At 63.8% G+C, this 14,381-nt stretch carries 13 protein-coding genes and 1 pseudogene; 2 read left to right on the top strand and 12 right to left on the bottom strand.

From position 1 onward, the window contains the following. Nucleotides 1-160 precede the first annotated feature (160 nt). The 4 genes from NKH50_RS06590 to rsfS form a co-directional block, all read right to left on the bottom strand. Nucleotides 161-1,486: a S41 family peptidase gene (locus NKH50_RS06590; RefSeq protein WP_023719673.1), complete on the bottom strand. Its 1,326-nt coding sequence runs from the start codon at nt 1,484-1,486 to the stop codon at nt 161-163. After that, entirely contained in the window at nt 1,487-2,830 is a 1,344-nt protein-coding gene (locus NKH50_RS06585; RefSeq protein WP_352701339.1) for a murein hydrolase activator EnvC family protein, read from the bottom strand. Nucleotides 2,831-2,981: 151 nt separating this feature from the next. After that, nucleotides 2,982-3,464, bottom strand: a complete 483-nt coding sequence (gene rlmH / locus NKH50_RS06580; RefSeq protein ID WP_352701338.1) for a 23S rRNA (pseudouridine(1915)-N(3))-methyltransferase RlmH — start codon at nt 3,462-3,464, stop codon at nt 2,982-2,984. Nucleotides 3,465-3,525: 61 nt separating this feature from the next. Beyond that, nucleotides 3,526-3,903 carry a ribosome silencing factor gene (gene rsfS, locus NKH50_RS06575; RefSeq protein WP_352701337.1) on the bottom strand — a complete coding sequence of 126 codons (378 nt, stop codon included), beginning with the start codon at nt 3,901-3,903 and terminating at the stop codon, nt 3,526-3,528. Between the two features lie 238 nt (nt 3,904-4,141). Between rsfS and NKH50_RS06570 the strand changes: the two genes are divergently transcribed. Then, a complete protein-coding gene (locus tag NKH50_RS06570) occupies nt 4,142-4,999 on the top strand; it encodes a mechanosensitive ion channel family protein (protein ID WP_254816404.1) in 858 nt (285 codons plus the stop codon). A 26-nt stretch (nt 5,000-5,025) separates the two neighbouring features. Here NKH50_RS06570 and NKH50_RS06565 read toward each other — a convergent pair whose 3' ends face one another. The 5 genes from NKH50_RS06565 to obgE all read right to left on the bottom strand — a co-directional run bounded on the left by NKH50_RS06565 (nt 5,026) and on the right by obgE (nt 11,145). Further along, the gene (locus tag NKH50_RS06565; RefSeq protein ID WP_352877435.1) at nt 5,026-6,315 is read right to left on the bottom strand and encodes an MFS transporter; all 1,290 of its coding nucleotides are present in this window, start codon (nt 6,313-6,315) and stop codon (nt 5,026-5,028) included. A 74-nt stretch (nt 6,316-6,389) separates the two neighbouring features. Continuing rightward, nucleotides 6,390-6,977: a nicotinate-nucleotide adenylyltransferase gene (locus NKH50_RS06560; RefSeq protein ID WP_352701428.1), complete on the bottom strand. Its 588-nt coding sequence runs from the start codon at nt 6,975-6,977 to the stop codon at nt 6,390-6,392. A gap of 135 nt (nt 6,978-7,112) precedes the next feature. Beyond that, nucleotides 7,113-8,393, bottom strand: coding sequence for a glutamate-5-semialdehyde dehydrogenase (locus NKH50_RS06555; RefSeq protein WP_352877433.1), 1,281 nt, complete (start codon nt 8,391-8,393; stop codon nt 7,113-7,115). A gap of 572 nt (nt 8,394-8,965) precedes the next feature. Next, on the bottom strand, nt 8,966-10,111 hold the full coding sequence (gene proB / locus NKH50_RS06550) for a glutamate 5-kinase (RefSeq protein ID WP_352877430.1): 1,146 nt from the start codon (nt 10,109-10,111) through the stop codon (nt 8,966-8,968). 2 nt (nt 10,112-10,113) lie between these two features. Further along, nucleotides 10,114-11,145 carry a GTPase ObgE gene (gene obgE / locus NKH50_RS06545; protein WP_352479598.1) on the bottom strand — a complete coding sequence of 344 codons (1,032 nt, stop codon included), beginning with the start codon at nt 11,143-11,145 and terminating at the stop codon, nt 10,114-10,116. 171 nt (nt 11,146-11,316) lie between these two features. On the opposite strand from obgE, the pseudogene NKH50_RS06540 reads away from it, so the two are divergent. Then, nucleotides 11,317-12,185, top strand: a pseudogene (locus NKH50_RS06540) (endonuclease/exonuclease/phosphatase family protein). Nucleotides 12,186-12,357: 172 nt separating this feature from the next. Here the strand turns inward: NKH50_RS06540 and NKH50_RS06535 are convergent. The 3 genes from NKH50_RS06535 to NKH50_RS06525 all read right to left on the bottom strand — a co-directional run bounded on the left by NKH50_RS06535 (nt 12,358) and on the right by NKH50_RS06525 (nt 14,082). Next, complete coding sequence (locus tag NKH50_RS06535) at nt 12,358-12,945, bottom strand: GNAT family N-acetyltransferase (RefSeq protein WP_254820471.1); 588 nt, start codon at nt 12,943-12,945, stop codon at nt 12,358-12,360. 115 nt (nt 12,946-13,060) lie between these two features. Continuing rightward, nucleotides 13,061-13,330, bottom strand: a complete 270-nt coding sequence (rpmA, locus tag NKH50_RS06530) for a 50S ribosomal protein L27 (RefSeq protein ID WP_023678077.1) — start codon at nt 13,328-13,330, stop codon at nt 13,061-13,063. A gap of 98 nt (nt 13,331-13,428) precedes the next feature. Beyond that, nucleotides 13,429-14,082: a 50S ribosomal protein L21 gene (locus tag NKH50_RS06525; RefSeq protein WP_352877426.1), complete on the bottom strand. Its 654-nt coding sequence runs from the start codon at nt 14,080-14,082 to the stop codon at nt 13,429-13,431. Nucleotides 14,083-14,381 lie beyond the last annotated feature (299 nt).

Genomic DNA, 14,381 nt, shown 5'->3' with positions numbered 1-14,381 from the left:
GGAGGCGCAAGATCCAAAATGTCGGCGCGTCTCCTTGCTTCACTGGACGCGCAGCATGCCGGAAGCAGCCCCGAATCAAACTGCCGGAACCTCGCGGCCCCGGCAGCATTGCATCGCTTCGCTCAGGCAGCCAGACCTGTTTGGCCCGGCTTGCCCGCCCTTACTGGTTCAATACGGCCTTTTGCGGATTCGGCGGGAACGCCGGATCGGTCTTCTGGCCGCGCAGCAGCTGCTCGGCATAGATGAGCTGCAAATCGTCCTTCGGCTCAGGCGGCACATAGGCTGCCGAACCCGAACCGGTCGTGCCTTCGTCGGCGCCCTTGATATGGCCCTTGAGGTCGGATTCGCCGCGCGTCAGATCCCTGCCCTGCAGTTCCGCCGGCAGCGGCTGGTCGACCTTGATGTCGGGCGTGATGCCCTTGCCCTGGATCGACTTGCCGGACGGCGTGTAATAGAGCGCCGTCGTCAGCCGCAGCGCCCCGTTTTCGCCAAGCGGAATGATGGTCTGCACCGAACCCTTGCCGAAGGACTGCGTGCCGACCACCGTGGCGCGGCGCAGATCCTGCAGCGCGCCGGCAACGATTTCCGATGCGCTGGCCGAGCCGCCATTGACGAGCACGATCAGCGGCTTGCCGCCGATGTCGTCGCCGGCCCGCGCGTCGAAGCGGGTGACGTCCTTCGGATCGCGACCGCGCGTCGAGACGATCTCGCCACGGTCGAGGAAGGCATCCGACACGCTCACCGCCTGGTCGAGCAAACCGCCCGGATTGAGGCGCAGGTCGAGCACGTAGCCCTTGAGCTTGTCGTTCGGCACCTGCTTCTTGATGGTGTCGATGGCATTCTCGAGGTCGTCATAGGTCTTTTCGGTAAAGGAGGTGATCTTCATGTAGCCGATGTCGTTTTCGACCCGGAACTTGACCGCCTTGACCTTGATGATGTCGCGCACGACGGTCAGTTCGATCGGCTTGTCGGCGCCCTGGCGCAGGATGGTGAGCTTGATCGGAGTATTGACCAGCCCGCGCATCTTCTCGACGGCGTCGTTGAGCGTCAGGCCGCGAACCTCCTCGCCGTCGATCTTGGCGATATAGTCGCCGGCGAGCACACCAGCCTTGGCGGCCGGAGTATCGTCGATCGGCGTGATCACCTTGACCAGGTCGTTCTCCATGGTGACCTCGATGCCGAGGCCGCCGAACTCGCCCTTGGTTTGAACGCGCATGTCCTGCGCTTCTTCGGCGTTCATGTATGAGGAGTGCGGGTCGAGCGACGACAGCATACCGTTGATGGCATTTTCAACCAGCGACTTGTCGTCGGGCGGCGTCACATAATTCGCCCGCACCCGTTCGAAGATATCGCCGAAGATCGCCAGTTGCTTATAGGTCTCGGAGCCCGCAGCCTTCGCCGTCGAGCCGGGCGCGCCATAGACCAGGCTCATCGCCGATGCACCCATCAGCGCACCGGCAAACAGAAGCGACAGTTTCCGCATCATTCACGTCCTTCCAGAAAAACGGTCCGCCCACCATGGGGCCGGATCGACGGGTTTTCCATCCTTGCGGAACTCGACATAGAGCTCCGGCGTGGCATTTCCATTCTTCGATGCCGAGGTGCTCGCCACCCGGGCCTCTCCCATCGCGCCGACCGGCTCACCTGCGAGCACCGACTGGCCAGACGCGACGCTGATTCTGCTCATCCCCGCCAGGACGACATGATAGCCGTCACCCGCATTCAGGATCAAGAGTTGACCGTAAGAGCGGAAAGGCCCCGCATAAAGCACATTTCCATCCGCCGGTGCTGTGACGATGGCTCCGGATTGTGTCGCAACCATGTCACCGAGCATCACCGCGCCGTTACCGTCCTCGGCGCCGAAGCGCCGCTTGATCCTGCCGGTGACCGGCAGCGCGATCTGCCCTTGCAGCGCGGAAAACGGCGCGGCAGCGGTGAGCCTGTTGCTCTCCGGCACCGGCAGCGAGGCCAATTCCGTCGACGCCGCAGCCGATGCCGGGCCCTTGTCGGCGTCGGCCGTCTTTTGCTCGGCTGCCTTGGCCGCATCCGCCGCCTTGCGGGCCCTATCGGCCTCGAGCGAGGCGATCAGTTCTTTCAGGCTGCCGGCCTTGGCCGCCAACGTCGCGGACCGCTGCTTTTCGGCGGCCAGCGCGGTTTGCGTATCGGCGGCGAGCTTCTGCTTGGCTTCGAGCAGCATGCCGAGCCGCTTTTTTTCCGCCGCCTGCTCGCCGATCGCTGCCGTCAGCCGCGCCCGCTCGGCCTCGATCGAGGCCGTCACCCGCGACTGCTCCTTGAGGTCGGTCAGCAACATGTCGGTCTGCTGGCGCAGTTCCGGCACCACGGCACCGAGCAGGATGGCGCTGCGCACCGACGACAATGCGTCCTCCGGCTTGACCAGGATCGCCGGGGGCGGGTTGAGCCCCATGCGCTGCAGCGCGCCGAGCACTTCGGCCAGAACGTCGCGTCTGGCGGCCAGTGAGGCGCGGATCTTCTGCTCCTGCGCCTTAAGCCCTTCCAGCTTGCCGCCAATGTCCTCGATGTCCTGGCCGAGCTTCTGCTCGGTCATCGCTGACTGGATCAGCGCCGCGGTGATCGAGGCGTGGTCCTTCTTGACCGCCGCGATGTCGGCGGCGAGCTTGGCCAGCCGCTCGGACGACAGCGTGATCTCTTTCGATACTTTTTCGTATTCGGCGCGGCTCTGGTCCGGGTCGGGCGCCAGGTCGAGCGTGTTCTCAGCCCGCGCGACGCCGAGCGAAAGCGCGATCGCCGCCACGGCGATGCCGTAGCGCACGCGCCAGGAGCCCGTTCGTGATTTCCAGTCTTCAGACATTGAAGCCTAACTCTATGCGCGGCTTCGTTAACGAACCATCAACCATGTTCGAGCCCCGGCCGCCATCCGCAAACCCCATGAGCCCAAACTGTCGATGAGCATTGGGGCAAAAATCCGGGCGGCTGGCATCAATTCGCCGACCGAGCCGACTTCATGAACGATGGTAGGGGTGGCCGGAAAGGATCGTGGCCGCCCGGTAAAGCTGCTCGCCCAGCATTACGCGGACCAGCTGATGCGGCCAGGTCAACGCACCGAGCGACACCGTCAGATCAGCCAGGTCGCGCAGCGACTGGTCATGGCCGTCGGCGCCGCCAATGGCGATCACCAGCGCCTTGCGCCCGCCATCGCGCAGCGAGCCTATGCGGCCGGCGAAATCCTCGGAGGAAAGGTTCTTGCCGCGCTCATCCAGCAGCACCAGCGCCGTGCCCGGTTGCAAGTGCGTCTGCAGCTTCTGGCCTTCCTCGCGCCGGCGCTCATTGGCCGTCTGCGCGCGGCCTTCAGCAATCTCGACGATCCCGGCGAATTCGAGGCCTACGGCAGGACCGCTCTTGGCAAAACGCTCGAAATAGCGATCGGCCAACTGCTTCTCGGGGCCGGCTTTCATTCGGCCCACGGCATGAACGGTAATCTTCATCCTTGCCTCGACGAGCCGCTGATGCATGTCGGACAACGACATACATCACGACGAGTACGGCTCAGTGGAGGGTCTCCTCCTCGAGATCGGGCGCCTGCCACATCTTTTCGAGATTGTAGAAGTCGCGGACCTCGGGACGGAAGACATGGACGATGATGTCGCCCGAATCGATCAGGACCCAGTCGGCGCCAGCCAGCCCCTCGACGCGCGCCGTGCCGAGCCCGGCATCCTTGAGCGCCTTGAGGAGGTGATCGGCGACAGCCGAGACATGACGGTGCGATCGGCCCGATGCGACGACCATGTAGTCGCCGAGGCTCGATTTTCCCTGAATGTCGATTGAGACGATGTTTTCGGCCTTGGAGTCTTCCAGACTGGCAAGGACTGTCTTGATGGCGCGGGACACGGCGTCGTGTACGCTGATCCCGGCCGGCGAAGGCACGATGTCGGCCTTCTTCCGAAGTGCTGTTCTCAGTGTATTTCCTTTCGCAGCAAGAACAACCAAATCACCTCTAAAATCAGGTGACATTGCTTAGATAGGCAGAGTTAGGTTGCAGTTTCAAGACATGGTTCGCAAGCAGGCGCCCGGCAGCGGCCGAATATGAGGCTTTCGAGCGAGAAAATCGGAACCGCCTCGCCCCGCAGCGGTTATCGGCTCATCCACGAACCGGAATCCCGACATGCCGATCGATCCCCAGAACGCCCTCCTCACCGTGCAATCCGGCCTGGCGCAACTCAGCACGCTGATCGTCTCCTACTCGCTTTCGGCGGTCGGCGCCGTCATCCTGCTGGTCATCGGCTACATCGTCGCCGGCCTCGCCGAGCGTTCGATCTATGCCGGCCTCGGCCATATCCATGGCTTCGACGAAACGCTCCGCCATTTCTTCTCGCAGGTCGTCCGCTACGCCATCCTCGGCCTGGTCGTGATCATGGTTCTCGGCCAGTTCGGCGTGCAGACCGCTTCGATCATTGCCGCCATCGGTGCCGCCGGCCTGGCCATCGGCTTGGCGCTGCAAGGCACGCTGCAGAACATCGCCGCCGGCATCATGCTGCTGGCGCTGCGGCCGTTCCGCATCGGCGAATATGTCGAGGTCGGCGCCATATCCGGCACCGTCGAGGAGATCGGGCTGTTCGCTACAACGCTGAGGACGGTCGAAGGCGTCTACGTGCTTGCACCCAACTCGACCCTATGGAACCAGCCGGTCCGCAACTTCACCCGCAACGGTGTGCGTCGCGGCGACATCACGCTCGGCATCGGCTCGTGGAACGACATCGACTTCGCGCAAAAGACCATGCTTGGCGTTGCCGCCGCCGACCGGCGTGTCAGGCGGCAGCCTGCGCCGATCGCCTTTGTCGCGACCGTCGGCGACAGCACCGTCGCCATCACCTTGCGCTACTGGACGGCGGCTGCCGACTTCTTCGCCACCCAGATCGACCTCACCAAGAGTGTCAAGCAGGCGTTCGATGCCGAGGGCCTTTCGGTCCCGGCGCCGGCACCGAAAGCGCCGCAGGCGGATGCCTCAGCCACACGGCAATAGAGCATTTGAAGCCAGCTGGAGGGTGTTCAAATTTCTTCGCGCCCGCGTTGACCTTCGGGCGCGAAGGCGAGATCGACGGGCAACGGCGCCTGCGCCGTCATCGGCGCGAAACTGCCGGTCTCGGTGGCGGGCACGGGCCGCACCATGACGACTCGCCAAAGAACGAACAGGCAGTAAGCGGCGGCAATGACGATTGCCACATAGATGAAGGCCTGCGTGCCGTAGACGGCGGAAAGCCCGGTCACGATGCCGGGCACGACGAAGCCGGACAGCGACCAGGCGAACAAAAGCGAGCTCGACAGCGCCACCATGTCGTCCTTGCCGGCGCGATCGCCGGCATGGGCGCTGGCCAGAGAGTAGATCGATTCCGAGGCGCCGTCCCAGACCACGTAGATGACGAGCAGCGCCACCAGCGCGCCGCCATCGAAACCGAGGGCAAACAGGCCCGCCGCGGCGGCAAGCGCCGACGCCGCGATCAGCACGAAGCGCCGGTCGGTGCGGTCGGAAATCCAGCCGAGCGGGATCTGCAGGATCAGCGTGCCGACCGGCATTGCCGAAAGCAGCAAGGCGACGTCGGCCTGGCTGTAGCCCTTGGCCGTGGCATGGATCGGCGCAAAGCCCGAGATCGTCATCGACAGGCCGCCGACGGCAAGCATGCCGGCAACGCCGACCGGCGAGATCCGCCAGGCGCGGCCGAGCGCCACGGACGCCGCTTGCGGCGCCGGCGGCTGCGCAAGCCGCGTCAACCCGACGGGAAGGATCGACAGCGCGGTGAAGGCAATGCCGATCAGCGGCGCGTCGGCCGCGCGGATATCGATCAACGCCAGCGTCGAATAGCCGACGCCGAGTCCGGCGACATAGGCAACGTAGAAGATAGCCATGACCCGGCCGCGGATGGCGTTGGCAACGACATCGTTCAGCCAGCTCTGCGCGACGATGAACAGGCCGCAAATGGCAAAGCCGTAGAGCGCCCGTGCAGCGATCCACGGCAAGGGATGCGGCCCGGCGCCGACGGCGGCGTTGGACAGCACGATGAGTGCCGACAGCACCATGAACACGCGGGCATGGCCGACACGCCGCACCAGCGGCCCGGTCAGGATGCAGCCGGCGAGGCCGCCAGCCGAAAGGCCGGTGACGATCAGCCCCGCCCAAGTCGGATCGAAGCCTGCGGCGCCAAGCCGGACTGGGATATAGGCGAACATGAGCCCATTGCCGACGGCGATCAGCGCCATCGACAAGAGGATACTGACAATGGCGATCGACGGGGCCGGCTGCCCTAGACCGTTCTTGTCCTGGTCGCGCTCGAGAATCGTCATGACCGAGGATCGCCCATCAAGCAGGTCAAGGCAGCGGCAAAAGCGACATCAGCGGTCTTGCCTTCCGTGTTGGCTCAACCCCTTGCCACCTTGCGGATCGCGCTCGACGACAGCGACGAACGAGGGCCGTGGATGAAGGTCCAGGCCGGCGCGTCCATGCGGGCGAGCCGCGGCGCGTCGCCCTCGTCGACGCGGGCATAGTCGAACGTCTTGGCGACCACCGACGACAGGAACGACAGTGTCGCGCCCGGCCGGTCGACCACCGCGATCGGGAACGTCATGACGATGCGGCGCCAGCGCTGCCAGCGGTGGAAGTCGCGAAGCGAGTCGGCCCCCATGATCCAGACGAAATCGACGCCGGGGTTACGCGCCTTGACCAGCGCCAGCGTATCGGCGGTGAAGCGGACGCGGTGGGCCGCCTCGAAGGCGGTGACCTTGATCTTCGGGTTCTTGGCGATCTTTTCGGATAGCTCCAGCCGCTCGGCCAGCGGTGCCAGGTCACCGGCATTCTTGAGCGGGTTGCCGGGCGTCACCATCCACCACAGCTGATCGAGCGCAAGGCGTCTGAGCGCGATCTCGGCGACCAGCGCATGGCCGGCGTGCGGCGGGTTGAACGAACCGCCGAACAGCCCGACCGCCACGCCTTTCCCGGCATGCGGCATCTTGAGGTAGCGCGGAGGGACGGGATGCTCGGAAGGGGATAGCATCGTGCTAAGCACCCCCCTTGCGGAGGAGATGTCCGGCAGGACAGAGGGGGGTGGCTGGGCGCAAACTTCAAGCCCTAGCGGCGAAAAAGGTCAAGGCCTCACCTGTCCCGACCCGCGTACGCGGTATTTGAACGACGTCAGTTGCTCGACGCCGACCGGCCCGCGCGCATGCATCTTGCCGGTGGCAATGCCGATTTCGGCGCCCATACCGAACTCGCCGCCATCGGCAAACTGGGTCGAGGCATTGTGCAGAAGGATCGCCGAATCGATCTCGCTGAAGAACCGTTCGACGGCCTTTGCCTCCTCCGCGATGATCGCCTCAGTATGATGCGATGAAAAATTCTCGATATGCTCGATCGCGCCGGCAACGCCGTCGACCAGCTTCACCGCAATGATGGCATCGAGATATTCGGTCACCCAGTCTGCATCGGTCGCGGGCTGGGCATCGGCATAAAGCCTTAGCACCTCGGCATCGGCGTGGATCTCGCAGCCTGCCGCCCGCAAAGCCTCGAGGATCGGCACCAGGTGCGTGCCGGCGACGGCACGGTCGACCAGCAGCGTCTCGGCAGCACCGCACACCCCGGTGCGCCGCATCTTGGCATTGACCGCGATCTTGACCGCCATGTCGAGATCGGCCGATCGGTCGATATAGAGATGGCAGACGCCCTCGAGATGCGCGAAGACCGGCACCCGTGCCTCGTCCTGCACACGCTCGACCAGGCTGCGGCCGCCGCGCGGAATGATGACTTCGAGATTGCCGGAAAGCCCTTTCAGCATTTCGCCGACGGCGGCGCGATCGGTGGTCGGCACCAATTGTATGGCATCCTCCGGCAGCCCGGCTGTCTTCAGCCCCTCGATCAGGCAGGCATGGATCGCGGCGGAAGAATTCGCCGAATCCGAGCCGCCGCGCAGGATCACCGGATTGCCGGCCTTGAGGCAGAGCGCGCCGGCATCGGCGGTCACGTTCGGCCGGCTCTCATAGATGACGCCGACGACGCCGAGCGGCGTGCGCACCCGTTCGATATGCAACCCGTTCGGCCGCTCCCAAGCGGCAATGACATCGCCGACCGGATCGCGCAACCCGGCGATTTCATTGATACCGTCTGCCATGGCGCGGATGCGGGCGGGATCGAGCTTCAGCCGATCCATGAAGGAGGCGGAAAGCCCGGATTCGTGACCATTCGAAACATCGATGGCGTTAGCATCGAGAATGTCCTGCTCACGGGCGATGATGGCGTCGGCCATGGCGAGGAGCGCGGCATTCTTGGCAGCAGTGTTCGAAATGGCCAGCGGTCGGGCGGCAGCGCGCGCCTTGCGGCCTATCCGTGTCATCAAACTGGCTACATCATCGCCTTGGTGTTTGTTCAGCATTTGACCGATCCAGTGAAGCTGGTGGATTTACACGCGGGCAGCCTTCGCGGCAATGGCCGCAAATTTGAGGAAGGAGAATGATGACAGTTATCCTCGTTGCTCTCGGCGCGATGCTCATACCGACAAGCCTCCGTGCCGCGGACTACTGCGACGACAAATTTGAACCTGGAGAGAGCCCCGACGGCAAGGCCATGCTTATGGTAAGCTCGATGATGTCCCTCGCACTCGCTGAGCGCTATTGCGGCGCGCCACCGACACCGCTTTCCCAGATCAACGTCGTTGTTGAAGAGTTGCATGGATGTGGGCCGCGCGCTCGGCTTGAGGCGGAATTCAAAAAAAGGATGGAAGAGGAAAAAGGGGCAGAAGCAATGACGACTGACGCGCTCATCCGCGATCTCGTCGTCGAAGACGACAAGGATGTTCCCCAAGCCGAAGTGGATCGACGTGCCAAGGCTGGCATCGAAGCGGAGTTGGGAGGTTGCAGCGAACTTCTGAAGATATACCAGGACTTTCAGGATCGATATCGCAACCCACCCCCAAATGGCCGCATGAGCCTGACCAGTAGCGCGCCGTCAATGGCGGGCTGCATCTCCGTCGGCCGCGCCGCTCACCACGAGGTCGTCGCGGTGGATCATGGCCGAACGCGCCTCGTAGCCGAGCACGGTTTCGATCTCGGTCGTCTTCAGGCCAGCGATCCTTACGGCATCGGCGGCATCATAGGCAACCAGCCCGCGCGCTATCTCGCGGCCCTCGGGCGACAGGATGGCCACCGTATCGCCACGCGCAAAATTGCCGCTGACCAATTTGACGCCGGCCGGCAGCAGCGACTTGCCGGAGAGCAGCGCGCCGATGGCGCCGGCATCGACGGTCAGCCGTCCTGCAGGTTCGAGCTGCCCGGCGATCCAGGTCTTGTAACCCTTGACCGGATTGGCGCTCGGCCGGAAGAAGGTGGCGCGCTCGCCGCGCTCGATTGCCAGTAGCGGCGACAGCCGCGTGCCCGATGTGATGATCATGGCGGCGCCGGCGGCGGTGGCGATCTTGCCGGCGTCGATCTTGGTGCGCATGCCGCCGCGCGACAATTCCGAAGCGGCAGCACCCGCCATTGCCTCGATGTCGGGAGTGATGCGGTCGACGACGGGAATGAACCGAGCTTGCGGGTCACGCGCAGGCGGTGCCGTGTAGAGCCCGTCAATGTCGGAAAGCAGCACCAAAAGGTCGGCGCCCATCATAGTGGCGACGCGCGCCGCCAGCCGGTCGTTGTCGCCATAGCGGATTTCCGATGTCGCCACCGTGTCGTTCTCGTTGATGACCGGCACTGCCGTCATCTTGAGCAGCGTCGAGATCGTCGCCCGCGCGTTGAGGTAGCGGCGGCGCTCTTCGGTGTCGCCGAGCGTCAGCAGGATCTGGCCCGATTTCAAGCCATTCTTGCCGAGCGCATCCGACCAGGCGCCGGCCAAGGCGATCTGCCCGACGGCAGCAGCGGCCTGGCTCTCCTCGAGCTTCAGCGCTCGCTTGCCGAGGCCGAGGATGGTGCGGCCGAGCGCAATCGCCCCGGACGACACGACGAGAATTTCGGCGCCGCCGTTGGCCAGCACGGTGATGTCGTCGGCAAGCGAGGCCAGCCAGTCGCGCTTCAGGCCCGTCGTGCGGTCGACAAGCAGCGCCGAGCCGATCTTGACGGCAATGCGCCGATAATTTTTCAGCGATTGCGCGGCCATGGCTATGTGTTCCAGCGCGTCTCGACCGGCGCAGCGACAGCTTCGCGGGCCTCCGCCACCACAGCCATCAGCGCGCGCAACACCGCCTCGACGCCTTCGCCGGTGACAGCAGAAAGCAGCATCGGCGCGCGGCCGGCGGCACGTTTCAGCGAGGCGGTCTTTTTCTTGCGTGCGTCGGCATCGAGTATGTCGACCTGGGAAAGCGCGACGATTTCGACCTTGTCGGTCAGCCCGTTGCCGTAGGCGTCGAGTTCGGCGCGCACGGTCTTGTAGGCCTGGGCCGGATTTTCTTCCTGTGCCGAGACAAGATGCAGAAGGACGCGCGTGCGTTCGACATGGCCCAGGAAGCGGTCGCCGATGCCGACCCCTTCATGCGCGCCTTCGATCAGGCCGGGAATGTCGGCGATGACGAATTCGCGCCCGTCGATGCGGGCCACGCCAAGGCCCGGATGCAGGGTGGTGAAGGGATAGTCGGCGATCTTCGGCTTGGCCGCGGTGACCGCCGCCAGGAAGGTCGACTTGCCGGCGTTGGGCAGCCCGACAAGGCCGGCATCGGCGATCAGCTTCAGCCTGAGCCAGATGTTGAGCTCTTCGCCTGGCAGTCCGGGATTGGCGCGGCGCGGCGCCTGGTTGGTCGAAGTCTTGAAGTGCTGGTTGCCGAAACCGCCATTGCCGCCCTTGGCCAACAGAAAGCGCTGGCCGACGACCGTCAGATCGCAGATCAGCGTCTCATTGTCCTCGGCAAAGACCTGTGTTCCGGCCGGCACTTTCAGCGTTACGTCGGCACCCTTGGCGCCGGTCATGTTGCGGCCCATACCGTGCGTCCCGGTCTTGGCCTTGAAATGCTGCTGATAGCGATAGTCGATCAGCGTGTTTAGCCCGTCGACCGCCTCCACCCAGACATCGCCGCCGCGGCCACCGTCGCCGCCGTCCGGACCGCCGAACTCGATAAACTTTTCGCGCCGGAACGACACCGAACCGGCGCCGCCGTCGCCGGAGCGGATGTAGACCTTGGCTTGATCGAGAAATTTCATCGGATTGTATGGTTTCTGTTATTGGCTTTGCGGGATTGCTCTAAACCAAGGCGGGTCGAAGGGCGAGGGCCGTTTTTACTACTGTAACGTCGCGCGTATCTCTGGACGCGTAGCCTTTGGTTGACCCTTGCCGAAAATCGATCTTCGGCTTTCCAAGCGCGAGATGTCGGAATGAAGCTGGTAACTTACAATATCCATTACGGCGTCGGTCTCGACGGCCGGTACGATGTCGGCCGTATCGCCGATGCCGTCCGCGGCGCCGACGTGATCGCGCTGCAGAGGTCACCCGCGCCAACCCGAAGAATGGCGGCCGCGACATGGTGGCCGAACTCGGCGAGGCGCTGCCCGACTATTTTGCCGTCTACGGCAGCAATTTCGAAGCCGACGCTGGCTCGCGCTTGGAGAACGGCCGCGCCATCACGACCACCTTCCAGCTCGGCAACATGGTGCTGTCGAGGACGCCGATCCATCTGTCGCGCAATCTCCTTTTGCCGCGCAGCCGCAGTTTCGAAGCAATGAACTTCCAGCGCGGCGCGCTGGAGGCGCTGATTGAAACGACGCTTGGTCCAATCCGCTTCTATTCCACCCATCTCGACCACCGCAGCCCGGTTGAACGCCTGAGCCAAATCCGCTTTCTGCGCGAACGCCTATTAAACTACCCGCTCGAGGGCGGCGGGCTCTCCGGCGTCGCCGAGATCGGCTTGCCGGACCTGCCTTGTCCTGAAGCCTTCGTCGTCATGGGCGACTTCAACATGCTCGCCGGATCGCCGGAGCACGTCGAACTCGCCGGCCAACCCGACCATGAATTCGGCATGCCGGTGACCGCCGACCTCGCCGTCGATGCCGCCGCGCGCCTCGGCGCTGCCGGCGCCGATCTCGTCACCTGGGTCGACCCCAAGCGGCCAGGCGATGCCAGCCGCTACAAGCGCATCGACTACATCTTCACCAGCGCTTCGCTTGCCAAATCGCTCAGGCGCCTGTGGGTCGACCGGCAAGCGGCCGGTTCGGACCAGTTGCCGGTCTGGGTCGAGATGGCGTGATGTCAACGTTGGTCCGCAATCTTTCGCGCCGAGGTGTGTCGAGATTCAGGTCAGGCCGTGCCGAGAGTGGTGGCTTCCGAGAACCGGAGCGGAGCGTACTTAAAGTACGTGAGCACCGGAAGCGCAGGAAGCCGCCATTCGCAGGCTGGCATCACCTGAATATCGACATGCCTCAAAAATGCACCCAGTTCCGCAGGCTGGTCCAGGTCTTGCGATCGAGGCGGTAGCGTTCGACCGGCACCTGACCGGCAACGATCGAATTCAGCATGCCCTGGCCGGCATACTGGAAGCCGCATTTGTGGATGACGCGGCGCGAGGCCGGATTGATAACCCGCGTCGAGGCGTGCAGCACCTGGATCGTGGTTCTCTGGAAGGCAAGGTCGACCAGTGCGTGCGCTGCCTCCGTCGCGTAGCCGCGTTTCCAGTACGGCTCGCCGATCCAGTAGCCGAGCTCCAGCCCGCGATCCGTTGTGTTGAGTCCGGCACAGCCGACGAAGGTCTCGGTGCCGGCCAGCGTCAACGCATAGGCGATTCCAGCCCGGCGCGATGCCGTCATAGCCAGGAAAGCGCGTGCCTCCGCCTCGCCATAGGGATGCGGCATGCGAGCCAGCATTTCCGCGACATGGCGGTTGTCGGCGAGCGCCACCAATTGCTCGATGTCGCTTTCACGCGGGGCACGCATGACCAGCCGCTCGGTCGCGAGCACCGGGCAATCTATCGTGTAACTTTCGTCGTCTGAGTCTTCCGCTTCGGCAACCATGTCAGTCCTCCAGGCAAGAAAAAAGGGAGATGGAAACCCATCTCCCCTGATCCTTTTCCTGGCTTGGCCAGACACCGGTCCCGAGATGGGTGCCGGTGTTCTCGTGCGGAACCGGCTACTCCGCTGCCTTCGTCATCGGGTTCACCGATACGTAGGTTCGGCCATTGGCTTTTTTGTTGAAGGTGACTGCGCCAGCTTCGAGCGCAAACAGCGTGTGGTCCGTGCCAATGCCGACATTGGTGCCGGGATGCCACGTCGTGCCACGCTGACGAATGATGATGTTGCCCGGAATCACGGCTTCGCCGCCGAACTTCTTCACGCCGAGCCGCTTGGAATGGGAGTCGCGACCATTGCGCGACGATCCGCCAGCTTTCTTGTGTGCCATCTAACTACTCCGATGCGCCGTGAGACGCCTAAACGATCTTATGAACGCGTTCGCGTTCCGTTTCAAGTCCGATCCGGCGACGATTGCGCCGGTTCGTTCTACTTTTTCGCCAATTCCTTGGCCTGCTCGCGCCAGTCCTTGATCTGGTCGGCGCTGAACGGCATGTGCTCGTCGATCTTGGCGACATCCTTGTCGGACAGTTTGGCGATCTGTGCGAAGGTCGTGATGCCCTGTTCGTTGAGCTGGCCGGCTGCAACCGGGCCGATGCCCTTGATCACGGTCAGATCGTCGGGTTCGCCCTTCGGTGCCTTGAACAGCGGAGCGGCGGTTTCGGTTGCCTTGGCCTCGGTTTCCTTCGGCGCAGCCTCTGCGTTGGCTTCCTTCTTGGGAGCAGCCTTTACCTCAGTCTTGGCGGCGGCCTTCTTCGACGGCTTGGCGCCACCCAGCAGGATCTCGGCGATCCTGACGGTGGTCAAAAGCTGGCGATGGCCGATCTTGCGGCGCGAATTCTGCCGGCGGCGCTTCTTGAAGGCGATGACCGTGCGGTTCTTGCCCTGTTCGACGACTTCGGCGGTGACCAAGGCGCCGTCGACGAATGGCGCACCGAACGTGACGTTCTCGCCCTCGCCATGCGCGAGCACCTGGCCGATCTCGACGATATCGCCGACATTGGCTTCGAGTTTTTCGATCTTCAGGAGATCGTTGGCGGCAACGCGATACTGCTTGCCGCCCGTTTTGATGACTGCGAACATTTTTTGCCTTTCGCTGTTCGGTCGGCCTTGATGAACCGCCTAAGGCGGTTCGGCCGTCTTTTTGTCAGTCTGCGGGTTCAAAAAACAAGCGGCGCGGAAGATCCCTCCACGCCGATTGCGCGCTGTCCCTAACCGAACGTTCGGCTTGAGTCAAGGCAAGCGCCGCGGGCAAGCTGCAAACGGGTTGAGCCCAGTCCTTGCAAATATCGAGCAGCGGCTGTCGGAGGCTCGAACAGAAGCTGCGGCGACGGGGCAGATTGGCCCTTGTAACCTGCCTGTCCAGCCGTTATCTAGTGCGC

The sequence above is a fragment of the Mesorhizobium sp. M1027 genome, from assembly GCF_040318745.1.
Lineage (GTDB): Bacteria > Pseudomonadota > Alphaproteobacteria > Rhizobiales > Rhizobiaceae > Mesorhizobium.
Note: the sequence above shows the minus strand (reverse complement) of the source record. Positions and strands in the feature narration are given on the sequence as shown.